25 protein-coding genes and 1 pseudogene are annotated in these 24,619 nt (G+C 56.9%); 10 read left to right on the forward strand and 16 right to left on the reverse strand.

What is annotated here, in order from left to right; translation table 11 throughout:
• The 3 genes from ACFDSS_RS05795 to ACFDSS_RS05805 all read left to right on the forward strand — a co-directional run.
• The coding region (locus ACFDSS_RS05795; RefSeq protein ID WP_375254820.1) for an ATP-binding cassette domain-containing protein at nucleotides 1–438 on the forward strand (438 nt) is incomplete at its 5' end.
• 113 nt (nucleotides 439–551) lie between these two features.
• On the forward strand, nucleotides 552–2,438 hold the full coding sequence (locus tag ACFDSS_RS05800) for an acyl-CoA synthetase (protein WP_375254821.1): 1,887 nt from the start codon (nucleotides 552–554) through the stop codon (nucleotides 2,436–2,438).
• Nucleotides 2,439–2,474: 36 nt separating this feature from the next.
• Nucleotides 2,475–3,347 carry an NAD(P)-dependent oxidoreductase gene (locus ACFDSS_RS05805; protein WP_375254822.1) on the forward strand — a complete coding sequence of 291 codons (873 nt, stop codon included), beginning with the start codon at nucleotides 2,475–2,477 and terminating at the stop codon, nucleotides 3,345–3,347.
• Nucleotides 3,348–3,386: 39 nt separating this feature from the next.
• Here ACFDSS_RS05805 and ACFDSS_RS05810 read toward each other — a convergent pair whose 3' ends face one another.
• From ACFDSS_RS05810 to ACFDSS_RS05850, 9 genes and pseudogenes are all read right to left on the reverse strand, one after another.
• A complete protein-coding gene (locus ACFDSS_RS05810; protein ID WP_375254823.1) occupies nucleotides 3,387–3,836 on the reverse strand; it encodes a chemotaxis protein CheD in 450 nt (149 codons plus the stop codon).
• Nucleotides 3,837–3,904: 68 nt separating this feature from the next.
• Entirely contained in the window at nucleotides 3,905–4,840 is a 936-nt protein-coding gene (locus ACFDSS_RS05815; RefSeq protein WP_375254824.1) for a CheB methylesterase domain-containing protein, read from the reverse strand.
• A gap of 174 nt (nucleotides 4,841–5,014) precedes the next feature.
• Nucleotides 5,015–5,392 (reverse strand): hypothetical protein, encoded by a 378-nt coding sequence (locus tag ACFDSS_RS05820; protein ID WP_375254825.1) that lies wholly within the window; start codon nucleotides 5,390–5,392, stop codon nucleotides 5,015–5,017.
• The gene (locus ACFDSS_RS05825; protein WP_375254826.1) at nucleotides 5,389–5,775 is read right to left on the reverse strand and encodes a response regulator; all 387 of its coding nucleotides are present in this window, start codon (nucleotides 5,773–5,775) and stop codon (nucleotides 5,389–5,391) included. The genes ACFDSS_RS05820 and ACFDSS_RS05825 overlap by 4 nt, the downstream gene beginning before the upstream one ends.
• A 31-nt stretch (nucleotides 5,776–5,806) precedes the next feature.
• Nucleotides 5,807–6,662, reverse strand: a pseudogene (locus tag ACFDSS_RS05830) (CheR family methyltransferase).
• Nucleotides 6,659–7,132 carry a chemotaxis protein CheW gene (locus ACFDSS_RS05835; RefSeq protein ID WP_375254827.1) on the reverse strand — a complete coding sequence of 158 codons (474 nt, stop codon included), beginning with the start codon at nucleotides 7,130–7,132 and terminating at the stop codon, nucleotides 6,659–6,661. The pseudogene ACFDSS_RS05830 and the gene ACFDSS_RS05835 overlap by 4 nt, the downstream one beginning before the upstream one ends.
• Nucleotides 7,116–9,230, reverse strand: a complete 2,115-nt coding sequence (locus ACFDSS_RS05840; RefSeq protein ID WP_375254828.1) for a chemotaxis protein CheA — start codon at nucleotides 9,228–9,230, stop codon at nucleotides 7,116–7,118. The genes ACFDSS_RS05835 and ACFDSS_RS05840 overlap by 17 nt, the downstream gene beginning before the upstream one ends.
• A 1-nt stretch (nucleotide 9,231) precedes the next feature.
• Nucleotides 9,232–9,600 (reverse strand): response regulator, encoded by a 369-nt coding sequence (locus tag ACFDSS_RS05845; RefSeq protein WP_375254829.1) that lies wholly within the window; start codon nucleotides 9,598–9,600, stop codon nucleotides 9,232–9,234.
• Nucleotides 9,597–9,881: a hypothetical protein gene (locus tag ACFDSS_RS05850; RefSeq protein WP_375254830.1), complete on the reverse strand. Its 285-nt coding sequence runs from the start codon at nucleotides 9,879–9,881 to the stop codon at nucleotides 9,597–9,599. Before ACFDSS_RS05850 ends, ACFDSS_RS05845 begins: the two co-directional genes overlap by 4 nt.
• 221 nt (nucleotides 9,882–10,102) lie before the next feature.
• Between ACFDSS_RS05850 and ACFDSS_RS05855 the strand changes: the two genes are divergently transcribed.
• Genes ACFDSS_RS05855 through ACFDSS_RS05865 form a run of 3 tightly spaced genes read left to right on the forward strand, consistent with a single transcriptional unit; the run spans nucleotide 10,103 to nucleotide 14,635 of the window.
• Entirely contained in the window at nucleotides 10,103–12,184 is a 2,082-nt protein-coding gene (locus ACFDSS_RS05855) for a hydantoinase/oxoprolinase family protein (protein WP_375254831.1), read from the forward strand.
• A gap of 1 nt (nucleotide 12,185) precedes the next feature.
• Nucleotides 12,186–13,895 (forward strand): hydantoinase B/oxoprolinase family protein, encoded by a 1,710-nt coding sequence (locus ACFDSS_RS05860; protein ID WP_375254832.1) that lies wholly within the window; start codon nucleotides 12,186–12,188, stop codon nucleotides 13,893–13,895.
• The gene (locus ACFDSS_RS05865; RefSeq protein ID WP_375254833.1) at nucleotides 13,892–14,635 is read left to right on the forward strand and encodes an HpcH/HpaI aldolase/citrate lyase family protein; all 744 of its coding nucleotides are present in this window, start codon (nucleotides 13,892–13,894) and stop codon (nucleotides 14,633–14,635) included. Before ACFDSS_RS05860 ends, ACFDSS_RS05865 begins: the two co-directional genes overlap by 4 nt.
• A gap of 26 nt (nucleotides 14,636–14,661) precedes the next feature.
• Here the strand turns inward: ACFDSS_RS05865 and ACFDSS_RS05870 are convergent, their stop codons facing one another.
• Nucleotides 14,662–16,080, reverse strand: a complete 1,419-nt coding sequence (locus ACFDSS_RS05870) for a hypothetical protein (RefSeq protein ID WP_375254834.1) — start codon at nucleotides 16,078–16,080, stop codon at nucleotides 14,662–14,664.
• Between the two features lie 154 nt (nucleotides 16,081–16,234).
• Here ACFDSS_RS05870 and thyX point away from each other — a divergent pair, with 154 nt between their 5' ends.
• Both thyX and ACFDSS_RS05880 read left to right on the forward strand, forming a co-directional pair.
• The gene (gene thyX / locus ACFDSS_RS05875; protein WP_375254835.1) at nucleotides 16,235–17,149 is read left to right on the forward strand and encodes an FAD-dependent thymidylate synthase; all 915 of its coding nucleotides are present in this window, start codon (nucleotides 16,235–16,237) and stop codon (nucleotides 17,147–17,149) included.
• Between the two features lie 290 nt (nucleotides 17,150–17,439).
• Entirely contained in the window at nucleotides 17,440–18,408 is a 969-nt protein-coding gene (locus tag ACFDSS_RS05880; RefSeq protein ID WP_375254836.1) for a hypothetical protein, read from the forward strand.
• Between the two features lie 47 nt (nucleotides 18,409–18,455).
• Here the strand turns inward: ACFDSS_RS05880 and ACFDSS_RS05885 are convergent, their stop codons facing one another.
• Nucleotides 18,456–18,665 (reverse strand): cold-shock protein, encoded by a 210-nt coding sequence (locus tag ACFDSS_RS05885; RefSeq protein WP_375254837.1) that lies wholly within the window; start codon nucleotides 18,663–18,665, stop codon nucleotides 18,456–18,458.
• A 154-nt stretch (nucleotides 18,666–18,819) separates the two neighbouring features.
• Here ACFDSS_RS05885 and ACFDSS_RS05890 point away from each other — a divergent pair, with 154 nt between their 5' ends.
• Both ACFDSS_RS05890 and ACFDSS_RS05895 read left to right on the forward strand, forming a co-directional pair.
• Complete coding sequence (locus tag ACFDSS_RS05890; RefSeq protein WP_375254838.1) at nucleotides 18,820–19,149, forward strand: arsenate reductase family protein; 330 nt, start codon at nucleotides 18,820–18,822, stop codon at nucleotides 19,147–19,149.
• Between the two features lie 45 nt (nucleotides 19,150–19,194).
• The gene (locus ACFDSS_RS05895) at nucleotides 19,195–19,563 is read left to right on the forward strand and encodes a hypothetical protein (RefSeq protein ID WP_375254839.1); all 369 of its coding nucleotides are present in this window, start codon (nucleotides 19,195–19,197) and stop codon (nucleotides 19,561–19,563) included.
• Here ACFDSS_RS05895 and ACFDSS_RS05900 read toward each other — a convergent pair.
• The 5 genes from ACFDSS_RS05900 to thrS form a co-directional block, all read right to left on the reverse strand.
• Nucleotides 19,547–20,095, reverse strand: a complete 549-nt coding sequence (locus ACFDSS_RS05900; protein WP_375254840.1) for a DoxX family protein — start codon at nucleotides 20,093–20,095, stop codon at nucleotides 19,547–19,549. The two genes, ACFDSS_RS05895 and ACFDSS_RS05900, sit on opposite strands and share 17 nt — an antisense overlap.
• An 11-nt stretch (nucleotides 20,096–20,106) precedes the next feature.
• Nucleotides 20,107–20,844, reverse strand: a complete 738-nt coding sequence (locus tag ACFDSS_RS05905; RefSeq protein ID WP_375254841.1) for a DUF2063 domain-containing protein — start codon at nucleotides 20,842–20,844, stop codon at nucleotides 20,107–20,109.
• On the reverse strand, nucleotides 20,841–21,695 hold the full coding sequence (locus ACFDSS_RS05910; RefSeq protein ID WP_375254842.1) for a DUF692 family multinuclear iron-containing protein: 855 nt from the start codon (nucleotides 21,693–21,695) through the stop codon (nucleotides 20,841–20,843). The genes ACFDSS_RS05905 and ACFDSS_RS05910 overlap by 4 nt, the downstream gene beginning before the upstream one ends.
• 65 nt (nucleotides 21,696–21,760) lie before the next feature.
• Nucleotides 21,761–22,063, reverse strand: coding sequence for a DUF2282 domain-containing protein (locus tag ACFDSS_RS05915; protein ID WP_375254843.1), 303 nt, complete (start codon nucleotides 22,061–22,063; stop codon nucleotides 21,761–21,763).
• 231 nt (nucleotides 22,064–22,294) lie between these two features.
• The gene (gene thrS, locus ACFDSS_RS05920; protein WP_375254844.1) at nucleotides 22,295–24,241 is read right to left on the reverse strand and encodes a threonine--tRNA ligase; all 1,947 of its coding nucleotides are present in this window, start codon (nucleotides 24,239–24,241) and stop codon (nucleotides 22,295–22,297) included.
• Between the last annotated feature and the right edge of the window lie 378 nt (nucleotides 24,242–24,619).

The raw sequence follows: 24,619 nt of genomic DNA on the forward strand, positions 1-24,619 counted from the left end.
CCTGATGCGACTGACGCAGAAGTCGAAGCGGCAGCAAAGGCGGCCGCTGCGCATGACTTTTTAGCTGCCCTGCCGGATGGTTATGACAGCTACGTCGGCGAACGTGGCGTGATGCTGTCAGGTGGCCAGAAGCAGCGTATCGCCATCGCGCGCGCCATCCTGCGTGACGCGCCGATTCTGCTGCTGGATGAGGCGACAAGTGCGCTTGATGCAGAAAGTGAACATGCGGTGCAACGCGCGGTTGAAGAACTGGCGCGCACGCGGACCACATTGATTGTCGCGCACCGTCTTGCCACGGTCAAAAAAGCCGACCGGATCATCGTTATGGAGGACGGTCGCATTGCCGCGCAAGGCACACATGACGCGCTTGTTGCCGAAGGCGGGCTTTATGCGCGGCTGGCCAGATTGCAGTTTACGGAAGGTCTCGCAGCGGAATAGCGCTATTTTTCGCAGCGTCAGACTTGTGATCGCGCCCTTTCTTGCCCAACCTGTGCCCCAAGGGGAGGCCGCGCCAGCGCGTGGCATGAATACACAAATGGGGAGGAGACGACATGACTTTTGCCAGTGTCGCAGACCGGGATGCCATCGAAAATGAAAAGCCTTGGGCGGACCGCAATGCGCCGACGACAACCTACGGTTTGTTGCGTCAGACTGCCGGAAAGTTTGGCAGTCGCAAGGCGACAAGCTTCAGTCTTCTGTCGGACCCTGATGCGAAATGTGAAACGCTGGATTGGGATACGCTGCGCGACAAGACTGGGCAGGCGGCCAATATGTTTCGCGATCTCGGCGTTGGCGAAAGCGATGTCGTCGCCTATCTGATGCCCAACGCGACCGAAACGATCCTGGCCTATTTGGGCGGGCAGGTGGCGGGTATTGTGAACCCGATCAACCCGTTGCTGGACGCCGAACAGATCGCCGCGATTATGCGCGAAACCAATGCAAAGGTATTGGTGACGCTCAAGGCCTTCCCGAAAACAGACGTGGCCCAAAAAGCCGCGGAAGCCGTGCGGCTGGCGCCGAATGTAACCCATGTGCTTGAGGTGGATTTGCTGCGGTACCTGACGGGGCTGAAGCGGTTGATCGTCCCGCTGATCCGACCCAAAAACCCGGTGGCGCATCAGGCGACAGTTCTCGATTTCAATGCTGAGATGAACAAGCAGCCACCGATTTTAAAGTTTGAGGACAGCAAAGTCGATCGGGTGGCTGCCTATTTCCACACCGGTGGAACCACGGGGATGCCAAAGGTCGTGCAGCACCGCTATTCCGGGATTGTTTATAACGCTTGGTTGGTCGATAAGCTGCTGTTTACGCACGAAGATGTGCAGATTTGCCCGCTTCCGCTGTTCCATGTGTTTGCAACGATTGTATCGTTGGGGGCGTCGCTTGGCTCTGGGGCGCAGATCGTCTTTCCAACCCCGCAGGGCTATCGTGGTGAAGGGGTATTCGACAATTTCTGGAAACTGGTTGAGAGGCATAAAGTAACCTTTATGATTACTGTGCCGACTGCCATGTCCGCGCTGATGCAGCGCAAGGTCGATGCCGATATTTCGAGTTTGCGGTTGGCCTTTTGTGGTTCGGCGCCACTGCCCTTGGAGCTTTACCGGCGTTTTGAAGAAGCGGCGGGCGTGACAATTTGCGAAGGTTACGGGCTGACGGAGGCAACCTGCCTTGTGTCGATCAATCCGCCTCACGGCGAAAAGCGGGTCGGCTCCATCGGGTTGCCGTTCCCCTATACCAAGGTCAAAATCATGTCGGCCAGTAGCGGCGAAGAGCTTGGCATTGACGAAATCGGCGAGATTTGCATCGCAAACCCCGGTGTTTCCGGCGGTGCAACCTATACGGAGGCCGACAAGAATGCGGATCTTTTCTATCCTGGGGATCACGGACAGCCAGAATATCTACGGACTGGCGACCTGGGCCGTGTGGATGCGGATGGGTATCTGTGGATCACGGGGCGCGCCAAAGACCTGATAATTCGTGGCGGCCACAACATTGACCCCGCCGAAATAGAAGAGGCCTTGGCAGGGCATGAGGCGGTTGCATTCGCGGGCGCCATTGGACAACCGGATGAACATGCCGGCGAAGTCCCTTGCGTTTACGTGGAATTGATCGCCGGGGCCGACGTGACGGAGGCGGAGCTGATGGCTTTTGCCAAATCACATATCCATGAACGTGCAGCGCATCCAAAGCATCTGGAACTGATGGCTGAGTTGCCAAAGACAGCAGTCGGAAAAATCTTCAAGCCGGACTTGCGCAAGCGGGCAATTACACGTGTTTTCAACGCGGCATTGGATAATCTTGCGGCAGAGGTCAACGACGTTACCGAAGACAAAAAGCGGGGCCTTGTTGCACATATCTGCAAAACGGGCACAGTGACGGACGAGGAAATCGGCAAAGCGCTGAACCCCTACACTGTCCCTTGGGAGAATGCGGGCTAGGTTTTTCTGCGATATTGGGAAGAAAGGAATGCTGCAATGGCAAAACTCGCGTTTTTGGGCCTCGGGGTCATGGGGTATCCGATGGCAGGTCACCTGCAATCCGACGGGCATGACGTCACGGTGTTTAACCGCACGTCTGCGAAGGCTGAAAAATGGGTCGCCGAACATGGTGGCACGTCAGGGGCAACCCCTTTTGAGGCTGCGCAAGGGGCTGAGATGGTTTTGGCTTGCGTCGGCAATGACGATGATTTGCGCGCTGTTTGCTTGGGTGAACGGGGCGCTTTTGCGGCGATGGCGCCGGGGTCCATCTTTGTGGATCATACCACCGTTTCCGCGGCAGTGACGCGTGAATTGCATGACAAGGCCGCCGATTTGGGCATCGCCTTTGTTGATGCGCCGGTCTCTGGTGGGCAGGCGGGTGCTGAAAACGGTGCGCTTTCCATTATGTGTGGCGGGGCGGAGGAAAGCTATGCTGCCGCCGAGGTTGTTGTCGCGCCTTATGCCAAGCTTTGCCGCCGGCTGGGTGACAGCGGGGCCGGACAAATGACCAAAATGTGCAATCAGATCGCAATTGCTGGTCTCGTCCAAGGCCTTTCCGAGGCTTTGCATTTTGCCCAAAAGGCTGGGCTTGATGGCCGATCCGTTGTGGAAGTTATCAGTCAGGGTGCTGCGGGAAGTTGGCAAATGTCGAACCGCTATGAAACCATGTTGGAGGATCATTTCGACCACGGTTTCGCAGTCGATTGGATGCGTAAGGATCTTGGTATTTGTCTTGATGCCGCAGACGAAAATGGTGCGAGCTTGCCTGTGACGGCCCTTGTCGATCAGTTCTACAAGGATGTGCAGAAGCTGGGCGGTGGACGTTGGGATACCTCGTCCTTGCTCAAACGGCTGCAAACGACGGGTTAACAACAGCTTTTTGTGGTTTTGAAGTGAACCGGTCCGGGGTCAAAAAAGCGTAATATCGGGTGCCAGTGTTGGTGCGTGCGGCGGTGTGCGTTCTTCCGGTGCGGCGCCGGCGATCTGCATTTGTCGGGCCGCGCCGGTTGCGGGAATAAATTGAACACGCCTCGCCATGTCCCCGCCGAGGCTGGCGGAAATGCAGCGGATGCCTTCCTTTTGCAGGAAATCTTCGGCGAATAGGGCGTTGCCCTTCCCGATGTCCCTGGCGTGATCCGTCATGCGCGCGCCGCCAAACAGTTTTGCGTGCAAATTTTCGCGTACCGCCCCGGCGCGCAACATCTGGTTTATCAACAGCTCCATCGCGTTGATCCCGTATTTCAGATCACGGGTGTTGGCGTCCTGTGCGGTCGCCAAGAGGAAATGGTTCATCCCCCCGACCCCTTTGACCGGATCATACAGGCAAACGGCCACGCATGACCCAAGCACGGTTGACATTATCACCTCGGGATCTGCCGAAACGGCATAATCCCCTTGGATGACCGAAATTGTCTTGGACGCCCCGTTCATGCGATTGCCCGCGTCTGCGTGAGGCCAATCAGCCTGGGACCAATTGCATCAATGGGGAGTTGGAGCATTGCGGCGCCTAATTGCGCTGCGATGCGGGGCATCCCGTAGACAACCGATGTTGCCTGATCTTGCGCGATGGTCCGGGCACCGGCATCGCGCAGCGCTTTGAGCCCGCTTGCGCCATCCTGCCCCATGCCTGTGAGCAGGGCGGCTGACACATGCGGCCCATAGCCAACGGCCGAATGAAAGAGTACGTCAACAGATGGCCGGTGGCCCGAGACTGCGGCGCCTTCATCAAGTGCAATGACCCTGCGGGCAGTCTTGGAAAGGCTCAGGTGTACATGATCCCCCGGAGACAGGTAAACATGCCCTTTTTGCAACCGCTGACCATCACTTGCCGCCAATACCGTTGCCGACGTTGCGCGATCAAGCAGCCGTATGAGGCTGGGGGCGAACCGTCCCCCGGTATGCTGGACAATCAAGGTGGGCGGCGATTGCTGAGAGAAAGAGACCAACACACGCGTCAAAGCATCCACGCCACCCGTCGACGCGCCGATGAGGATGATCCTATGTGGGTCACCCTGCCGGGGCACGGGATCAACTGTTTTGCTACCGTTACTTGCGGGTGCAGTATGCATCGCAGATTTCAGCATCGCTCGAAAATCATTGATTGAGAGATGCCCACTGCAATGCAATAGATTTGGAGGGCTGGGAGGAGGCAGTCGCCCGGCCAGATTTCCCCAAATAATACATCCAATATTCAATTGGTTGAGTAATGCGCCCAGAAGCTCAAACTCCGGCTTCTGTGCCAGATACGCTGAAATAATGAGACAGGCTGGCTGTCGGTGCTCCACAAAATTGTAGGCCTCGGTCAGGTCAGAAACCAATTTGCAGTTTGCATCGGCATCGGCGTGATGGACTGCTTCCTGCATTTCATTGGCCACCCAATCTGAGGGATGGCATAGAAGAATGCGCACGATGGACATTGATTGGTGTCCCCCTTTATCTATCCAATGGGTTCGCCGGCAGTTGCGTCGCCTGTGAGGCAAAACTACCCTGATGGCGTCTCAATTTGGTTAACTTGAGGGATTGCTGCCGACCCTGATTCAAAAAAGCTGGATGAGCGGTTTGTCGACCTTGCGCTGCAATGACGGGAGTGGGCTGTTCGCTGTCCCCATCAGATCACGAAGACGCGCAACTTTGATGGGTGCGAGGACATCGGCGTATGAAACTGGACTGTCGATTTCAGAAATTTCCGATAACCGCAGGAACATGTCCCGCAGCTCTTCGACAGTCTGGCTAAGAAGGTCAAAGTCCTGGCCAAGCAGTGCATTTGCAGAAATTCCGCTTGTTCCGGTTTCACGATCCAGCCGGACTTCCATTTCCGACAACAGATGTGATATTTCGCCGAACACATGAGCGGAATTGCGCAACAAATCCTGCGTGCCAATGGCCGGTGCTGGCGTTGTGGTCTCGTGTATCATAGCCGGCCGACGACGCTTTCGATACATTGCTTGAGGCTGGCGGTCGAAAATGGCTTCTTGATGATGTTATTCAATCCCAAGGCCTTACCTTTCGCCACCATATCGGGCGTGGGGCTGCCGGTAACAAGGATAAAGCCAATACGCGACGTCGATTTGTTCTGTCGGAGGGCCTGAAGTAACTCCAGGCCGTCCATACCGGGCATATTGTAATCGGACAGAACAAGATGCACCGGGTCGGCGATAAGCTTTTGCAGCGCCGCGCGACCGTCGTTCTCGGCCTGGTTTTTCCAGATGCCGATCTCTTCTATGGCCTGGACCAGCAAGCCGCGGCTAACACCCATGTCATCGACGATCATCACACGCAGTGAGGATTTCAAGCTCATTATTTCTGTTCCTCTTTTGCTTTGATCTTCATCAGATCGTTGGAGTATTCTTGATATATGTCGTCACGCCAGCGCTTCTGAACTGTGACATTGCCGGTCCGCTCAAGCGCTCTGAATGGCCGATTATTAGATGCCCGCCTGGTTTGAGGGCCTGCGCAAAGCGTTGCCACAAATCCGCTTGCGTCGCCTTGTCAAAGTAGATCGCGACATTGCGGCAAAAGATGACATCGTAACTTTTGCGCATGGGCCAAGAATCGATCAGGTTTAGCTCCGCGAATGAGATGAGATCTCGTAGGGGTTGGGCAATTTGAAGCGCTTCCCCATGCGCATCCTTGGTTAGCATCAATGATTGCATCTTTGTCGGAATTGCGGACTTCTGATCGTTGTCGTAGCGTCCAACCTTCGCATGAGCGATCATCTTGGGGTCGATGTCTGTTGCCAGTATCCGCAGGTTCAGACGGGCGATTTCCGGCTTGGCTTTCAGAAGAGTTGCCGCAATACAGTAGGCTTCTTGACGCGGCCGACCAGAGTCTGATGCTCTCCCCCGATTTTGCCTTCTCGAAGATCTGAGGAGTGACTACATCCGCGAGATAGTCGAAGTGGTGCTTTTCACGAAAGAAATGTGTGACATTGGTAGTCAAAGCTGACAGCAAGTGCGAAATTTCAGTCGCATTGGCTTCGTCCAGCAAATTGCTGCAGTATTGTGAGAAATCATTAAGTCCAAGTGCGCGAAGTCTCTTGGCCAATCGTGAATAGACCAGAGGTTTTTTTGAGGTCTGCAAGTCCAACCCGAAGCGTGATTTGGCAAAATCAGCGATGATACGGAAATCATCGTCGGTAAACCGGTAGTCCTGGGACCGGGATGGATGGGGGGCGTGAATATTCATTGGGCGGCTGCATTTGCAGGTAAGGGCGGCAACAATGCGCGCAAATTGATGATTTTCGTCATGTCTTCTTCGCTCGGAATAATCCCATCTACCGCTTTGCTGGCGGTGTCTTCCAAAGACCGCGGCGTGTCCTTTACCTTGTCCGCTTCAACGCCCAATATCTCAGAAACAGATTCCACCAACAGACCAACAATCCGATCATCCAATGCAACGATGATAATCACATGCCGTTCTGTCGGCTGAATTTCCGCAAACCCGAGTTTCGCGGCCAGATCCACGATGGGTATCACCGCCCCGCGAAGATTGATGACGCCCAAAACATGTCGTGGAGAATGTGGGAGTATCGTCACGGGGCTCCACCGGCGAATTTCGCGTATTTGTTTGATTTCGATACAGAAACTCTGCCCGCCTGCGATCAACGTCACATATTCGATCTTTGACTTCATTTCAGCTTCAACTGTGTCTTGCATGATCGCGCTCCTCCTTTGGCGTCGTCCCGGGTGCGGGTGCGCTCGCGCCAGTGGCGACAAAGTCAGCATCGACGATCAAGGCAATTTTGCCGTCGCCAAGAATGGTCGCGCCAGATATTCCAGGAATTGCGCCATAATTACCGATCATGCTTTTGACGACCACCTGGCGCTGGTCGAAGATCTCGTCCACGGCAAGCGCGCATTGTGCGATGGATTCAGATTGGATCAGGAGCAATACCTGATCTGTGAGCGCGCGCGGCTGGGAGGAGCGGCCCAGCCTGTCGGCGAGGTCAATAATCGGCACATATTCACCACGGATCCGGAGCAAATCATTGTTGAGCCCGATCTTCGCAAGGTCGGCTGCCTTTGGGCGTATTGTCTCAAGAATGCTGGCGATTGGCACCACCATGGTCTGCTCATCCACATTGATGACCATACCGTCCATGACCGCGAGTGTGAGTGGCAGGGTAATGGAGAAGGTCGTGCCTTCGCCCGTCACGCTGCCGATTGCGATTTTGCCGCCAAGTTCGGTGATAGCCGTTTTCACGACATCCATCCCAACGCCACGACCCGACAGGTTTGTGACCTCCGCAGCAGTCGAAAATCCAGGCGCAAAGAGAAGGTGGTCTATTTCGGCATCGCTGAGTTGCGCGTTATCTTGGATCAGCCCCTTGCTGACGGCAATCTCCCTGATTTTTGGACGGTTCAGTCCGGCGCCGTCGTCGATGATTTGTATCACGATGCTGCCAGATACCTGACTGGCCCGGAGTTTCAACGTGCCTTGCGGCGGTTTTCCTGCGATTTTCCGATCCGCCGATTTTTCGATGCCATGATCGATTGCATTGCGGATCATATGGGTAAGCGGGTCAGCAAGGCGTTCGACAACCGTCTTATCCACCTCGGTTGTTTCGCCTTCAGTGATGATTTCAACATCCTTGCCGGTCGTATCTGCCGCCTCACGTGCAATGCGCAGCATCCGTTGGAACAATGGTTTGACCGGCTGTGCGCGAATAGCCATTACCCCTTCTTGAATCTCACGCGCCAAGAGTTTGTAGTCGTCGAGGTCCGAGAAGATATCCGATGATGAGGGAAGTGCCGCTTCCTCAATCCGTTGGGAAATGACCGATTGGTTGATGATTAATTCACCAACTGCGTTGATAAGGCGATCCACGCGCTCGGGGTCCACACGCAGCGTTCCGGTGGCTTTTTTCACGGTGCGATCTTGCTTTGCGGCAGGCTTGGCCGCGATGTCTGCGGCTTCAGGGGTCGCGTTTGCTGGGCTGACGATTGTCTGCGCCGATATTTGTTCGTCAGGTTGGTCTTCGGCACCGACCGGTGTTTCGCCAGCTTCAGCATCAAGCCCGTCTTCTATGTCTTCTATGTCGCATATTTTGAGGTCGCATAGATCGTCAACAAATTCGAACGCCTCTCTGATGCGCTGGTCATTCATTTGGTCCGAAATTGTGACGGCCCATTGCAGATAACCACCCTCGACATCCAGGGTATCAAGGGAATCAGGTAGCCCGTCACGGTTGCACGAAACTGTGATAGGGCCGATCTCCTGTAAGGCGCGCAGCAGCATCAGCGGGTCGTTGCCACTGGCATAAAGTGCTGCAGTTCCTGTGAATTGAACGCTGTAGGTCGCCGTTATCGCCGGCCCGCCAAAATCAAGCGAGAGGGCATCGAAAACGAAATCTTCTTCTGCCTCCGCTTCAGCCCCGAGGAAACTTTGCAATTCGTCGAGTACAGGATCGACTTTGTCGCGTTCAGCCGGGCGTTCGGCCTGCGCGTCGTCGACAAGATTGGACAGGATATCGCCCGCCCTTTGCAGCACACGCAAAAGGTCATCGTCAGCCGCGAGCTTCTCACTCCGCAAGTCATCGAGGACCGTCTCAAATTTATGCGCAAATCCGACAAGTTCATCCATCGAAAAGGCACCCGCAGCACCCTTGATGGAAGGGACCGCCCGAAACACCGCATTGACCGTTTCGCTATCTGTTTGACCCCCGCGCATATCAGATAGCCCGTCGGTCAGTGCAGCGAGCAGATCTTCGCATTCTTCAAAGAATGCATCCAGAATTGCGCCATCGGTTATCATATCAACCGCCCGTCAGTCGTTTGATAACCGCAACCAAAGCGGCATCATCGAAAGGTTTGACAATCCAACCCGTGGCCCCCGCCTTGCGCGCCCGCTCCTTGAGCGCTGCGCCACTTTCGGTTGTTAATACAAGAACCGGGACGGATTTGTTTGTCTCGCTCTGGCGGATGTCATCGATCACACCAAATCCGTCTTTGTTGGGCATATTGACGTCGGTTATCACCAGATCGGCCTGCATTTGTCGAAATTTATCGACACCGTCGACGCCATCGACAGCCGTCGTCACGGTGAAACCCGATTGTTCCAGCGCCATCGTCAGCAGAGTCCGGATCGTACGGGAATCGTCAATTGCAAGGATATGGGCGCTCATACAGGGCCTCCATTGACGCCAAAAACATCTGACAACCCCAAGATCCCCATCGCTTCCGTCAAGGCAGAGGAGGGGGTCGTGATGCTGATCGGCGCTGCATCACCCCGCAGATTTTGATGGGCAACAATCAGTTGTGCTGCCAAACCGCCGATTTTTTCCACCTGATGCCCGTCAATCCGGATCGCCTGATCGCCGTTTTGCCGAAGGAATTGATCGAGCGCGTGACACTCTTCCACGCGCATTGTCTGCGGGAGAGCATAAATTGCAGGGTCTGCTGTCATATCGCCTGATCCACCAAATACAATTGTCGCGGGGTTGCACTTCGATGGGTGACGCGCTCTTAATTTGGCGTAAACAACCTCAGATTTTTTCGTGCGCCGGCCACGCCCGCGCGCGTGACGCGGGCACTAAACTGCGCCGGCCAAGCAATGACCGGTTGTGACCGCGCCAATGCGGTGTCTAATGTTGTCCAACAGCAGACCACGAAAGACGGAGACATCTGATGAGCCTTGATACAGCGCGCCTTGGTATCGACATTGGCGGAACTTTTACAGACGTCGTGCTTGAGACCAGCGGAGAAAGTCATTCCGCGAAGGTGCTGACCACCTATGCCGCGCCAGAAACGGCGATCGTGGACGGGATGCGGCAGGTTTGCGCCCAAGCAGGCATCACGCCTGCGCAGGTTGGCCAGATCATACATGGCACAACACTGGCTACGAACGCGCTGATCGAACGCCGTGGGGCCAAGACGGCGCTTATCACAACGCAGGGGTTTCGCGATGTGATCGAAATGCGCACGGAATCGCGGTTTGAACAATATGACCTGAACCTGAAGCTGCCAGACCCGCTTTTGCCACGCCAAATGCGGTATACGGTGCAAGAACGTGTGGACGCGAATGGACAAGTTCTCATCCCGCTTGACCGCGCAGAGGTCGAAGTGGTCGCTGACCAGATTGCCGTGGCCGGATTTGAAAGCGTGGCGGTGGGCTTGCTGCATTCCTACCTCAACCCCGCGCATGAGCGGATGATCCGGGATGTTCTGGCCGAGAAGTTGCCTAATGTTGCGGTTTCGATTTCGTCGGAAGTCTCGCCGCAGATGCGGGAATATGAGCGGTTCAATACGGTCGTGGCGAATGCCTATATCAAGCCGCTCATGGCCTCATATCTTGGACGGTTGGAGGCGCGGTTGCAGGATGAAGGCGTCTCTTGCCGTATCTTTCTGATGCATTCGGGCGGCGGGATAATCTCGCTTCAGAATGCGACCGAGTTTCCGGTCAGGCTGGTCGAATCCGGTCCCGCAGGCGGGGCGGTCTTTGCAGCGCATATCGCTGCGCGATACGGGCTGGACAAGGTTTTGTCGTTCGATATGGGCGGGACCACGGCCAAGATCTGCCTTATCAAGAACCAAACCCCCAAGACCAGCCGCGTCTTTGAAGCCGCACGCTCCTATCGCTTCAAGAAGGGCTCTGGCATGCCGATCTCGATCCCGGTGATTGATATGGTTGAGATTGGTGCGGGTGGCGGGTCTTTGGCCCATGTTGATGCGCTGCAACAGATCCGCGTCGGCCCTGAAAGTGCAGGTTCGGAACCGGGGCCGGCTTGTTATGGGCGCGGCGGGGACCGCCCCGCCGTGACGGATGCGGACCTGGTTCTTGGCAAGTTGGATCCGGATAACTTCGCTGGCGGTTCGATCAGGCTCCATCCAGAGCAATCGCAGGCCGCGCTGACTGCCCATATCGGCGACGCGCTTGCGTTGGATGTTACTGAGGCCGCCTTTGGTGTCGCCGAAGTCGTGGATGAAAACATGGCCAATGCCGCCCGTGTGCACGCGGTTGAGAACGGTGAGGATCTTTCCGAATATACGATGATCGCCTTTGGCGGCGCGGCACCGCTTCATGCTGGGCGGTTGTGTGAAAAGCTGGGTGTGCGGCGGCTTTTGGTACCGCCGGGGGCGGGGGTCGGCTCTGCGATTGGGTTCTTGCGTGCCTCTTTCAGTTTTGAGGCAAACCGCTCTGTTTATATGAAGCTGTCGGATTTTGACGGGGGCAAGATCAAGCGCCTCTTGACTGATTTGCAGGCTGAGGCCACGGGCTTTGTGCGTACTTGTGACGCACAAAGCCCGATCCTGTCTGAATTCAAGGTCTACATGCGCTACACCGGTCAGGGCTGGGAAATCCCGGTTTCTTTGACGCAAGAACAGGTGATGCACCCTGATCCGGCAGTTTTTGAGGCGCGATTTGAAGAAGATTACACGCAGCTCTTTGGCCGTCCCGTTGCGGGCATAGATATCGAGATCACGGTCTGGTCGGTGAACGCGACAACGCCACCAGAAAAGGTCGCTCCGGTTGCGCAAGCCAGCGGGGTCACCGCCGCCACAGTTGCGGGAACGCGCCAGCTCTTTGATGCAGCTAGGACGGCAGAACTGACCGCAAGTGTTGTGCATCGCGGTGCAATGGTCGCGGGCGCGCAGGTCAATGGGCCGGCTGTGGTGACAGAGGCGGAAACGACGATCATCGTACCTGCCAGCCGCATGGCGCTTTGTCAGCCCGATGGTTGCATCGACGTGACATTGAAAGGTGAATGAGATGGCGCAAGAACAATCAAGAATAGCCTATCAGGTGATGTGGAACCGATTGATTTCGGTCGTCGAAGAACAGGCGCAAGCACTTGTTCGCACGGCCTTTTCGACTTCGGTGCGCGAGGCGGGTGATTTGTCGGCCGGTGTCTATGATGTGCAAGGGCATATGCTGGCACAGGCGGTCACGGGGACACCGGGGCATGTGAATGCGATGGCCGACGCGGTGCCGCATTTCATTCGGCGGATTGGGCGCGAGAACATCCTTGATGGCGATGTCTACATCACCAATGACCCATGGGAGGGGACCGGCCACCTGCACGACATTACGATGGTCACGCCATCCTTTCACAAAGGACAATTGGTCGGCTTCTTCGCCTGCACCGCACATATCGTAGATATCGGCGGGCGCGGCTTTGGTGCGGATGCGCATTCTGTCTACGAAGAAGGGCTTTATATCCCGATCATGAAGTTTGCAGATCGCGGCAAGGTGGATGAAACGCTCACCCGTATCATTCGCGGGAATGTGCGCGAACCCGATCAGCTGATCGGCGATGTCTATGCGCTCGCGACGTGTAACGAAATCGGCCACCGTCGGCTGGTTGAGATGATGTCCGAATTTGATCTCGACGGGCTGGAGGGCATCGCCGCGTTCATTCTCGACAATTCCAGGCGTGCCACGTTGGAACGGATCGCGGCGCTGCCGCAGACAAGCGCGTGTGGTGAAATGACGATGGACGGGTTTGACCGTCCGATCACGCTGAAATGCAAGATCAGCGTCGAAGGCGACCGGATTGTCACCGATTTTTCGGGCACATCGGGCGTCGACAAGAAGGGCATCAATTGCCCGATAGTCTATACCAAAGCCTATGCCTGCTATGCGCTGAAAGTGGCAATCGCACCTGAAATCCCGAATAATGCGGCCTCGCTGGCGCCGTTTGAGGTCACTGCGCCGGAAAATACAATCGTCAACGCGGTGCATCCCGCACCTGTCGCCTTGCGCCATATCGTCGGTCATTTCGTGCCGGATGCGGTGTTTGACGCCTTCGACAAGATTGTACCGGGGTTGGTTCCGGCCGAAGGGGCTGGGTGTCTATGTAATTTTCAAGTCTCACTACGGCCTCGCACGGATGCGCCGGCACCCGACACCGCGCGACGGGCAGAGGTTTTGACCTTCAATTCTGGCGGTTCTGGCGCGCGCCCTGAACACGATGGGCTGAATGCAACAGCTTTCCCATCAGGTGTGATGACAATGCCAGTCGAAGCGACTGAGCACGCGGGCCCGGTCATCATCTGGCGCAAGGAGCTGCGCCCAGACAGCGGCGGTGCAGGCAAGACGCGGGGTGGTTTGGGGCAATATATGGAAGTCGGCGCGCAAGAGGGCCACGAATTCGACATTCAGGCAATGTTTGACAGAAGCGACCACCCGGCGCGTGGCCGACGCGGTGGCAAGGCAGGGGCCGCCACGGCAATCGCGCAGGATGACGGCAATAAGATGCACGTAAAAGGCAAGCAATTCGTCCCGCACGGGCGCAAAGTGGTCATGGCTTTCCCCGGCGGGGCTGGCTACGGAGATCCGGCGACCCGTGACAAGGCCCTGGTCAAACGGGACTTGGCGCGCGGATATATATCCGCTGAAACTGCTGCGCGCGCCTACGGTTTGTCACAGAATGAGATCGACGCGGTTGCGGATGCCGTCGCGCGAGGAGAAATCACATGAAGTTGGCGCCAAATCGTTTCAAGGGGCGGTTGCGCGCAGGCGAAAGGCAGATCGGGCTTTGGATCAGCCTTAGCAGCAATGTCGCCGCCGAAGTCACCGCACACGCCGGATTTGACTGGGCGTTGATTGATATGGAGCATAGCCCGAATGATTACCTGAGTGTCCTGGGGCAATTGCAGGTCTTTGCGGCGACTGAAACAACGCCTTTGGTGCGAGTGGAATGGAATGATGCGGTCGCTGTGAAACGGTTGCTTGATTTGGGCGCGCCGGGTCTACTTTTTCCGATGATCGGATCGGTGGATCAAGCAGAACAGGCCGTCGCTGCCACGCGCTATCCGCCCAAAGGTATCCGTGGTTTCAGCGGCTCGACCCGCGCAACAAAGTTTGGCCGGATCACGGATTATGCCGCGCGCATTGCAGATGAAACCGCCGTGCTGCTCCAGTTAGAAACCCGCGCCGCGGTCGCGCAGGCGGAAACGATCGCCGCGGTTGAAGGGGTTGATGGTATATTTTTTGGCCCTGCGGATATTGCGGCTGATGTCGGACTATTGGGACAACCGATGGCGCCAGAGGTTTGGGCGTTGATTAGGCCTGCCGCCCAGAAGCTGATCGCGAAGGGTGTTCCTGTCGGAACGCTGGTGTCCGATCCTGCCTTTGCAACGGCCCTGCTGAATGAGGGGTTCAGTTTCGTGGCCTGCGCCACGGATGCATCGCTTTTGGCGCGCGCGTCAGATCAGTAGATGATGACGGTGAAGGCAGGCCTGACCTAAAAGACCGAACCCAGCGTGAATCCGGCGGATACCCGCGTTGTCTCAAACCGACTCACGTTGCTGTTTGTGCGGGTCGCATCAATGCGCACTTCGGGGCGGAAACCGAAGTATTCGAACTGCGCAAAACCGATGTTGAGGTTGGCCGAGAGCGTTGCATCATCGCGCCCACCTTCCAGCGGGACCAAGCCGCCAATGACCGGGCCGGGGGTAGTGGGGTCAAACACCAGATAGTCAGGGTAATTGCGCCAAGTTGCGCCAATGCCCGCCGAAAGGGTGACGGGGCCAATCGGCTCTGCCCAACTGTATGAAAAGCCGACCGACTGGTCGCGCTGAACGGAATTGGGGCTGTCGCTGTCGGCAAGACCAAAGCTCAGGTTCACGCCAATTCGGTCGCGGCTGTCCAGAACATAGGTGAGCGCGGCGCCGATCCGGCTGCGATAGACGGCGGGGATATTGGATGTATCACTATAAAGGACACGTTCACGACTGGCCGAAAGCGCGACCGCCGCGCGACCAGAAACCGTCAGCCTGCGATCTACGCCAAGACGGGTGATGCGATAGTCTTCGACGTCGCTTGCTTGCGTATCGAGATCAAAATCGCGGTACTGAAAGAACGCCTCCGACAAGGTTGCGCCCAGCGTTCCGTTCTCAAGCGCACGATCATAGCGCAGGCTGAGTTGGACAGCGTCAGTGCGCAGCGCCTCATCCGTCACGTCCGTGTCTTCGGTGATGCGCACACGCACGCCCTGATAGGCCAACCCCACGGACGCCCGATTTTCGGGGTCTTCAAAGAAACGGTATTCCGTGATGGCATTGAGTATGGCGCGCCAACCGGCAAGAGCGAGGCCATCGGCACTGATCCGGCCTCCTGTTGGATCGCCCTCAATGGAAAGCGCGTCATCCTCTGCGCCGCCATTTACGTTTGTAGATGGGGCGAGCGAAAACGACAGTCTGCTCGACCAAGGGTTGGTGCGCGCGACGGCGCGGGCGTCGGTCAAGGTGCGCTGACGCTCTTGGTCATTCGGGGCGATATTGAGGGCGCGGCGCAGCCAGAAGCTGGCAATCGTATACCGTTCGGCGCTGGCAGCGGCAGCGGCGGTCAGCCGGGCCGCTTCATAGCGTTGGATATCAGTGGTTGATAGTGCCCAAGCCCGCGCGCCCGCTTCACGCCCGCGATCCGCACCGCCCAGTTGCGGCGCTGCGGCGGCCACGATCAGTAAAGCGCGCCGGTCATCCGGCAACTCCGCAAGGATCGCTTCGGCAAGTTCCAATGCGGGTGCGGGCTGGCCCGCGAAAAGGGCTTGCATGGCACGGTCGCGCGCTTGGGAAATTGTCAAATCAGTTGTCGTTTGCGCGACAGCATCCGACATCGCGAGTGTCAGAGCCAAAGCATAGGAGAAAATGCGAGACATCATGGATGCAACCTCAGGTAGTGAGGCCCTCCTTGTCAACTGATCCATTCTACAAATATTCCCGCGCATGGTTTGGCGAATAGACTTTATCACAGCGGCGCAGTTTCTATAGTACCCCAACCGATCCGCGATTCACGCCTTCAACCCGGAGACACCGATGCCCATGACCCCCGAACAACAGGCAGAAATTGACGACCTGCGCGCCAATGCCAAACCCACACTGCGTGCCGTTGCCGAAGGGATGGAGGGGCATCTTTATAAGGCCTATGATGTTCTCGATCACGGGTTTATCCGGGTGATTGACTATATGGGCGACGATGCGGCGATCTGTCAGGCGGCGCGCGTGTCATATGGCAAAGGCACCAAGTCGGTCCAAAACGACACCGGCCTGATCCGCTATTTGATGCGGCACTGGCACTCCACCCCGTTTGAGATGTGCGAGATCAAGCTGCACGTCAAACTGCCGGTCTTTGTGGCGCGGCAATGGATCCGGCACCGGACGGCGAATGTGAATGAATACTCGGCCCGCTATTCGATCCTTGATCGGGAGTTCTATATCCCTGAGCCGGACAAACTGGCTGCGCAATCAGTTGTCAACAATCAGGGGCGGGGCGAGGCGCTGACGGGAGAAGAGGCCGCGCGGGTTCTGGAATACCTCAAGGGCGACGCGGCGCGGTGCTATGACCACTATGCGGAAATGATCGACCAGGATGGCCAACAAGGTCTGGCGCGTGAATTGGCGCGGATGAACCTGCCCGCAAATATCTACACCCAGTGGTACTGGAAGGTGGACCTGCACAACCTGTTCCACTTCTTGCGGCTGCGGGCGGACAGCCACGCGCAATATGAAATCCGGGTCTATGCGGATGAGATCTGCAAAGTGGTTGCCGACTGGGTGCCGGCGGCCTACGGCGCGTTTGAGGATTATCGGATGGGCGGTGCGACACTGTCCGGCAAAGCGCTCGATTGCCTGCGGCGGATGCTGAAAGGCGAAGAGGTCACGCAAGAGACGTCGGGGATGAGCAAAGGCGAATGGCGTGAGTTTGAGGGTGTTTTGAGCGATCAGCCGTAACATACTTCACAGGGTTCTCCATCATGCGATAGGCAGGAACGCCGTCTTGACCGCCATGCAATGCCGGGCTGCGCCCGTTTGAACCTGAAATGATCCACTGTTCCATTTCCAAGACGGTTCAAACCCTCCCCCATGGTTAGAGCGCTTCGCATTCACCCCGAGGTCCGCGCGCTCCCCTGTGTTGCAGATGTGAGTACTCTCAAACTTTCCTCTCAAAACCAAACCAGTTTTTCCTTCCCTCGTGCCGCCAGACGCGCATAGTCGCCGGACCCCTCAAACCGGAGCGTCTGATGATCTTTTTCAAAGCCTTCCTTTTGTCCTTCGCGATCCTGTGGCGCTATCTGCTGGTGCTGCCGCTCTTACTGATCCTGTTGGTTGTCTTTGGGGTCGTCTCGTTTGTCGTCTCCGCGTTGCTGGGCCTCTTTGCACCGTTCTTGTCGCTGGTTTTTGCGATGGCCTTCGGTGTTGCCTCGGGGGTCGTCGCGGTGATGGCGGGCCTGCGGGTCGGGTTGCAAAGTTATCACGTGCGGCCGCGCAACTCCTATGCCGGTCTTATCGTGCCCGCGGTTGGATACGGCATGTTCGAGGCGCTCTTGGTGCTCTTTATGATCGCGGCGACCATTGCGGTGCTGATCGCTGCGACCCCGCTTGATGTTGACCAGTTACTTGCGATGAGCGGGCCGACGGACACCGATGTTCTCACAAACTTCTATGAATACAACGCAGGGCTTGCGGTTGCAGTGTCCGTCGCCGCAGGCGGCCTGATTGCGGCTTTGCGCAGCGCTTTGATGGTGCCCTTGGCCGGAGCGGCAATTGGCCAAGACCCCGATGGGCGCAGTCACACACCGTTTTACGGCTTCGGGCAGGGCTTTGGCGCACTCTTTCCGCTTGTCCTGATCTCGCAATTGGGCGTGTTTCTGAGCGTGCCTTTTGTGATCTGGATCGCCGGACCGTTGGGGATTTGGGAAAGCATCGCCGCAACGCAAGCTGAAACCGCAGGCACCCTGTTGGAGGGCCGCGAGGCGTATATGCCTTATGCGTGGGATGCGGGTCTTTTGACCGCGATGTATCTGGCGCTGGCGCTCTATTTCTTTAGCTTGCAATGTGCAGGGGCAGTGCTGATTTATCTGCGCGAGATTGAAGGCAGCCCAAAGAAGGCGGCAGTGCGGACGCAGACGGTGGCTGACGAAACCCAGTCCGAGCAGACCGATATGATGGCATTGATGCGCAGCCGCATGCCGACAAAGCACGACCAATAGACAAGCCGTCACCGGCCTGTTTATGCGCGTTACTGATGCGCGTTGACCTAGTCGGCCTTGGCGATTGATCCGGCCATTTTGCGTCCATCACGGCCGTCAATCAATTCAAAAGTCACCTTTTGGTCGTCAGCCAGACCTGTCAGGCCTGATTGCTCAACCGCTGAAATATGCACGAAAATATCCGACCCGCCGTCATCGGGGGCGATGAACCCGTAACCTTTTGTTGTATTAAACCACTTCACGGTGCCGCTTGGCATTGTCCGTCTCCTTATCGTCTTCAAGGCAAAATTATTGTCACCTTTCGGTGCGCTGCGCCCTGTATCTCCAGCCTCATCTCTTTTAAGAAAAAGGCAAATGACAGATCGTCGCAGTGTAAATATCCGGCACATAACTGCACAAAGGGTAGGCAAAATGCGTTTTTTTGGGCTAAAATCATGCGATACTTGTCGCAAGGCGTTGAAGGCTTTGGCAGGGGCAGGTCATGCACCCGACGTTATTGACGTGCGCAAGGATGGTGTTTCCGACGCAGATCAAGCGCGGATCATTGCGGCATTCGGAGACGCCGCACTCAACCGTGCCTCGACCACGTGGCGCGGCCTTTCCGATGCGCAGAAGGCCGCAAATCCTGCCACATTGCTGGCCGCCCATCCGACATTGATGAAACGTCCGGTCATTGAAGCAGATGGGGTTTGGACCATTGGTTGGAAGGCGGACGTGCAGGCGCGCTATCTTGGCACCTAGCCAAAAGATGACTATGTCCAGATTATCGAAATAAGGAGCATCCCTATGCGCAACGCCGCAAGCATTCTTGGTATCATCGGTGGTCTGATCGGTATCTTCGTCGGGCTTTTCGGCTATGGCTATGCCGAACTGTCTGAGCGTCACGCGGAGGTGGGTGAAGTCTTCGGCTTTCTTGATAACCCCGGCTTTATCCGCTTCGCGAGCTTTGTCGCACCGCTTTTGGCGATTGCGGGTGGCGCTATGGCCAAGGCGCGCGCACTTTGGGGCGGTATTCTCATGCTCATTAGTGCGTTTTTCTTCTACACGGCATTCGGCTTCAATGTGGGCACGATGTTCCCGATTGGTTTTGTTGCATTGGGCGGCCTCCTGGGGATTGCCGCAGGAAAGCCTGATGAGCCTAAGGCGCATTTCTGAAGAGGCCGCGATCCACTGACAGCGCGCCTGCGCCCTTGAGAACGAGGATCATCAGGCACAGCACCCAGAAAGTGCGTTGGTCAAGGATCAGCGCGTCTGGAAATCGGTCAAACCATGCCCCCAACGTGCCCTCTTGCGCAATCCCGCCGTGTCCGAACAGATCGGTAAGTGACTGGATCACGATAAAACCAATCATGCCAAAGGCGGCAATGCGCGTGAAAAGGCCAATCGCAATCAGGATGGGCAGGACAAATTCCGCGATGGTGCCGCCTGTGACAACCGCCCAATGAAAGATCGTTAATTGTGAGGTGTCGTAGCCCACGGCCTCCATCGTTTTGGGAAAGATCTGGACGTAGGCGCCAGAGGACGGCCTCAGGATGCCAAAGATGCCGTCGCCAAGCTTGGTCAAGCCGGAATTCCAGTAATACATAAACAAGACGCCCACAAAAACCAGCCGCGCGAACAATGGTAAAAGCGCATCGCCAAGACGGTTGAGAAGGGCAGCGAGATGGGTTGTGGGCAAGCTGGTCATGACAGGGTCTTTCAATAAATCTCGGTGATTGCGTTTTGGGCCAAAAGCAGACCGAGGACGGCACCCAGATCGAGGCTGTCATCGGCGGTCGCCAGGGCTTGGCCAAGCGACTGGCCTTCTTGAAGTGACGTGATGCAGATCGCAGCAGCGGCGTTGATCGTGGAAATTTGGGGATCAAATCCGGCGCGTGTGATGAGGACGGCCTCTGGTTGCATCACAGGTTTTGGCGCATCGGGAACAGTGTTGGCGTAGTGGATAGCGGCAATGGGGAAATCGGACGTCACCGTTTGAACCGCAGGGGCGAGACGCAGTTTTGTCCCCATCAAGGCATCAGGGGCGAGGGCGGCCAATGCATCAGGCGCCACTGGAACGGCGTCAGCCGCATGATAGGCTTGCCGCATACCCAATTCGATGCGCGCGATATCGGGAAGATATTGCAGGTGTTTCACCGGCTGAAACTGACCTAGAAACTGCGGCATTGCCGCGCCGTAGAACATCATCAACGGCGATTTGGGGGGATGCTTGCGCAGATAGACACCTGCCATCGCACGAAAGAATGCGTCTCCGACGAGCTTGCGGACAACGGGAAAGGCGGTCTCCAGCGCATCGGAAAGGTTGACGGCCACGTTGTTGCGATAAACGTCAAAGCGTTTACCGGCCGTTGCACCATCGGGGTTCACAATCCCATCGGGCACGGCAGCCGCAGGGTCAAGCACGGCGTCGCGGAATTGGCGTTGTGTGACGCTCATGATGTCACCAGCGACAGCGCTTTATCAGCGCGCGCAATTTCACCGGCGAGCACGGGCCAATCAGGCACATCGGTGTCCCATTCGATCAACAGGGGCTTGGGGCCGCATTGCGCCAACGTGTAATCCAGCAGCTCCCAAACCGGATCATCAACGGCTCTGCCATGGCTATCGATGAGCAATGGGGCGCCGTGTTCATCTTCGTCCTCATCATGGCCGCCCAGATGGATTTCACCGACCGCATGCAAGGGGAAATCATCAATATAGGCTTGCGGAGATGTCTTGAGGTTCGTGGCGCTCACAAAGACGTTGTTCACATCGAGCAGCAGACCGCAGCCTGTGCGTGCAGTCAGTTCGCGCAGGAAGTCTGTTTCGGACATCGTGGACGCGGCAAAACCGAGATAGCTGGACGGGTTTTCCAGCAACATCTGGCGGCCGATGGTGTCCTGTAGTTCGTTGATATGCGTTGCAACGCAGGACAGCGTTTTGGGGGTATAGGGCAGGGGAAGCAAATCGTTAAAGAAGTGGCTGTCATGGGTAGACCATGCCAGATGCTCCGAGAAGCTGGCGGGGTTCAGCCAAGACACTAGATCCTTGAGACGCCCGAGGTGATCCCGGTCCAAGGGCCCTTCGCCGCCGATGGACAGGCCAACGCCATGGACAGAGATCGGGAAACGCTCTGCGAGATGGCGGAGCTGCGCAATCGGGCGGCCACCATCGCCCATATAGTTTTCGGCATGGACTTCGAGCCAGCCCAAAGGACCAGCGTCCTGCATGATTGCGGTGTAGTGCCGGGCTTTGTAGCCAGCGCCCGGACGTGCGGGAAGTGCGGAATATGGAATCGCATCAAGCATGGCAAAACCTCAGAAGCGGAATGGGGTGTAAGGTGGGCCGCGACCCACCTTAGTTGTCATTGAGCCTATGCTGGCAGATCGCGTTCAAGTGCTTCCAATGAGCCCATCCGCGTCATGCCGTCGGCGGATGCTGGCAGTTCGGTTGTCTTACAGGTGCCGGCCGGAACCAGCGTCCATGCGTTGCCTTGGTAATCAAGGACGGCTGTACCAGCGCATGTTGTGCCGGGGCCGGCCGCACAGTCGTTCTCACCTGCCAGCGAGATACCGTAGCACTTTTCTTCGGCCTCAGCGGCGGCAGTTGTGGACAGACCGGCAACAGCAGAAGCAACGGCGGATGCAAGAACGAGCGTTTTCGTAGCGGTAGACATGATAAAATCCTCTAGGTTTGGTGTTGGTCGTCACCAGATGTTGGCGATGCCCAAACCCTAGAGGCGGTGCAGTCCATCGGGCTACTCACAGGCCCGTGCATCGCGCCTGCGTGAGACGTTGAATTGCATTTCTGCGCTGCGGCAACTGGCCACAGCGCGTTTTTTCCCGCAAAAACAAGGAACCCGCCGGTTGTGACACCGGCGGGCTTGTAACACTCCAGCGCTGTAATGTTACAAAAGGTCGGGTGGAGTCGCCGCTTGTTGCATCTGTGCGACAATCTCCGTGAGAGATGTTACAGCGGTTTTGTTCTCGCCCAGGCGGCGGACCGTTACGGTTTTTTCCGCAACCTCGCGTGCGCCGAGCGCCAGGATCACGGGCACTTTGCCCATAGAGTGTTCGCGGACTTTGAAGTTGATCTTCTCATTGCGCAGATCGGCCTCTGCCCGGACACCTGCAGCCTTCAAGGCAGCCACGACCTCATGGGCGTAGTCATCTGCGTCAGAAACGATTGTTGCAACGACCACCTGCCGCGGGGCGAGCCAGAACGGCAGCTTGCCGGCGTGTTCTTCGATCAGGATGCCGATGAAGCGTTCAAATGATCCCAATGTGGCGCGGTGCAGCATCACAGGCCGATGCTTTGCGCCGTCTTCGCCGATATAGGTCGCGTCCAACCGTTCAGGCAGCACGAAATCCACCTGATGGGTGCCACACTGCCAATCACGGCCAATCGCGTCGGTCAGCACGAATTCCAGCTTGGGGCCATAGAATGCCCCTTCACCGGGGTTGAGCTCCGGCTCGATGCCCGCCGCACGGGTCGCTGACAAAAGCGCCTCTTCGGCCTTGTCCCAGACCGCGTCACTGCCAGCGCGCGTGTCGGGGCGGTCCGAAAACTTGACTGTGAACGTCTCAAACCCGAGATCCTTGTAGACATCAGACAGGAAGCGGATGAATTCGGCGGTTTCACTTTCGATCTGGTTTTCGCGGCAGAATATATGCGCGTCGTCCTGCGTAAAGCCGCGCACCCGCATGATCCCGTGCAGCGCGCCTGAGGGCTCGTAGCGGTTGCAGGAGCCGAATTCGGCCATGCGCAGCGGCAGGTCGCGATAGGATTTCAGACCTTGTTTGAATATTTCCACGTGGCAGGGGCAATTCATCGGTTTCAGCGCGTTGACTGATTTTTCGCGTGCATGGTCTTCGTCCACCTCGACGATAAACATGTGGTCCTGATACTTTTCCCAGTGGCCCGAGGCCTCCCAAAGCCGGCGGTCCACGACTTGCGGCGTGTTCACTTCGACATAGCCGCCTTTGCGTTGCTGGCGGCGCATGTAGTCCTGCAGCTCTGTGTAGATGGTCCAGCCATTGGGGTGCCAAAACACCTGACCGGGGGCCTCTTCCTGCATGTGAAAGAGGTCCATCTCACGGCCCAGCTTGCGGTGGTCGCGTTTGGCGGCTTCTTCCAGCATATGCAGGTGCGCCTTGAGCCCTTCTTTGTTGGTAAAGGCCGTGCCATAAATCCGCTGCAACATCGCGCGGTCGCTGTCGCCGCGCCAATAGGCGCCGGCAATCGACATCAGTTTGAATGCGTCCGCAGGGACCTGACCCGTATGCTGAAGGTGCGGGCCGCGGCAGAGATCTTGCCAGTCGCCATGCCAATACATGCGCAGCGGTTCATTGCCGGGGATGCTTTCGATCAGCTCGACCTTATAGGGCTCGCCGCGCTCCTTATAGTATTGGATCGCAACGTCCCGCTCCCAGATTTCTGTGCGGACAGGGTCACGTTTGTTGATGATCTCTTTCATCTTCTTTTCGATGGTGCCGAGATCTTCTGGCGTGAACGGCTCCCTGCGGTCAAAATCATAATACCAGCCGTCCTTAATGACAGGGCCGATGGTGACCTGCGTGTCGGGCCAGATTTCTTGCACAGCACGCGCCATGATATGCGCCAGATCGTGGCGTACCAGCTCCAGCGCGGGCGCTTCATCCTTCATTGTGTTGATGGCGATGCTGCTGTCAGCATCAATCGGCCATTGCAAATCCCAGTGCTGGCCATCGACGGTCGCAGAAATGGCCTTTTTGCGCAGGGAGGATGAAATATCGGCGGCGACATCGGCCGCAGTCACGCCAGCATCATACCGTCGTGCATTGCCATCGGGAAAAGTAAGAGAAATCTGGGCCATATTCATTGGCTCCTCGTCAGTTTGGCGCCCACGGAACGCCCGGTTGCGGGTTATGTGTGGATGCGTATTGACGTCCTGCGCTCAGATCGTCAAGAGCCGCGCCGCGTGCAACGCGCTGGTATACCTAGATATACGTTGACTGCGACACCCAAGACGCTAAATACGACACAAGTTTCCGATGTGAAACCAACATATAGGGGAAGACACATGCCAAGCTACAACCGCAAGTTTGATCTGAGAATCAGCGACGTTGATATGATCGAAGAGGCGTTGCGCGCCCGTGGCCGTGAATTGTCCACCATGCGGTTGGCGTTGAAAGATGACAATCCGGCGCATCTGGAATCTATCCGCGTCGTTGAGCAGGACCAGCGCCAGAAC

The organism is Yoonia sp. (assembly GCF_042093035.1).
Classification (GTDB): domain Bacteria; phylum Pseudomonadota; class Alphaproteobacteria; order Rhodobacterales; family Rhodobacteraceae; genus Yoonia.

What these genes read in the sequence shown, in the direction of transcription:
- ACFDSS_RS05800 (WP_375254821.1), top strand. Translation starts at nt 552, where the DNA reads ATGACTTTTGCCAGTGTCGCAGACCGGGATGCCATCGAAAATGAAAAG.
- ACFDSS_RS05805 (WP_375254822.1), top strand. Translation starts at nt 2,475, where the DNA reads ATGGCAAAACTCGCGTTTTTGGGCCTCGGGGTCATGGGGTATCCGATG.
- ACFDSS_RS05810 (WP_375254823.1), bottom strand. Translation starts at nt 3,836, where the DNA reads ATGTCAACCGTGCTTGGGTCATGCGTGGCCGTTTGCCTGTATGATCCG.
- ACFDSS_RS05815 (WP_375254824.1), bottom strand. Translation starts at nt 4,840, where the DNA reads ATGCAGGAAGCAGTCCATCACGCCGATGCCGATGCAAACTGCAAATTG.
- ACFDSS_RS05820 (WP_375254825.1), bottom strand. Translation starts at nt 5,392, where the DNA reads ATGATACACGAGACCACAACGCCAGCACCGGCCATTGGCACGCAGGAT.
- ACFDSS_RS05825 (WP_375254826.1), bottom strand. Translation starts at nt 5,775, where the DNA reads ATGAGCTTGAAATCCTCACTGCGTGTGATGATCGTCGATGACATGGGT.
- ACFDSS_RS05835 (WP_375254827.1), bottom strand. Translation starts at nt 7,132, where the DNA reads ATGCAAGACACAGTTGAAGCTGAAATGAAGTCAAAGATCGAATATGTG.
- ACFDSS_RS05840 (WP_375254828.1), bottom strand. Translation starts at nt 9,230, where the DNA reads ATGATAACCGATGGCGCAATTCTGGATGCATTCTTTGAAGAATGCGAA.
- ACFDSS_RS05845 (WP_375254829.1), bottom strand. Translation starts at nt 9,600, where the DNA reads ATGAGCGCCCATATCCTTGCAATTGACGATTCCCGTACGATCCGGACT.
- ACFDSS_RS05850 (WP_375254830.1), bottom strand. Translation starts at nt 9,881, where the DNA reads ATGACAGCAGACCCTGCAATTTATGCTCTCCCGCAGACAATGCGCGTG.
- ACFDSS_RS05855 (WP_375254831.1), top strand. Translation starts at nt 10,103, where the DNA reads ATGAGCCTTGATACAGCGCGCCTTGGTATCGACATTGGCGGAACTTTT.
- ACFDSS_RS05860 (WP_375254832.1), top strand. Translation starts at nt 12,186, where the DNA reads ATGGCGCAAGAACAATCAAGAATAGCCTATCAGGTGATGTGGAACCGA.
- ACFDSS_RS05865 (WP_375254833.1), top strand. Translation starts at nt 13,892, where the DNA reads ATGAAGTTGGCGCCAAATCGTTTCAAGGGGCGGTTGCGCGCAGGCGAA.
- ACFDSS_RS05870 (WP_375254834.1), bottom strand. Translation starts at nt 16,080, where the DNA reads ATGATGTCTCGCATTTTCTCCTATGCTTTGGCTCTGACACTCGCGATG.
- thyX (WP_375254835.1), top strand. Translation starts at nt 16,235, where the DNA reads ATGCCCATGACCCCCGAACAACAGGCAGAAATTGACGACCTGCGCGCC.
- ACFDSS_RS05880 (WP_375254836.1), top strand. Translation starts at nt 17,440, where the DNA reads ATGATCTTTTTCAAAGCCTTCCTTTTGTCCTTCGCGATCCTGTGGCGC.
- ACFDSS_RS05885 (WP_375254837.1), bottom strand. Translation starts at nt 18,665, where the DNA reads ATGCCAAGCGGCACCGTGAAGTGGTTTAATACAACAAAAGGTTACGGG.
- ACFDSS_RS05890 (WP_375254838.1), top strand. Translation starts at nt 18,820, where the DNA reads ATGCGTTTTTTTGGGCTAAAATCATGCGATACTTGTCGCAAGGCGTTG.
- ACFDSS_RS05895 (WP_375254839.1), top strand. Translation starts at nt 19,195, where the DNA reads ATGCGCAACGCCGCAAGCATTCTTGGTATCATCGGTGGTCTGATCGGT.
- ACFDSS_RS05900 (WP_375254840.1), bottom strand. Translation starts at nt 20,095, where the DNA reads ATGACCAGCTTGCCCACAACCCATCTCGCTGCCCTTCTCAACCGTCTT.
- ACFDSS_RS05905 (WP_375254841.1), bottom strand. Translation starts at nt 20,844, where the DNA reads ATGAGCGTCACACAACGCCAATTCCGCGACGCCGTGCTTGACCCTGCG.
- ACFDSS_RS05910 (WP_375254842.1), bottom strand. Translation starts at nt 21,695, where the DNA reads ATGCTTGATGCGATTCCATATTCCGCACTTCCCGCACGTCCGGGCGCT.
- ACFDSS_RS05915 (WP_375254843.1), bottom strand. Translation starts at nt 22,063, where the DNA reads ATGTCTACCGCTACGAAAACGCTCGTTCTTGCATCCGCCGTTGCTTCT.
- thrS (WP_375254844.1), bottom strand. Translation starts at nt 24,241, where the DNA reads ATGGCCCAGATTTCTCTTACTTTTCCCGATGGCAATGCACGACGGTAT.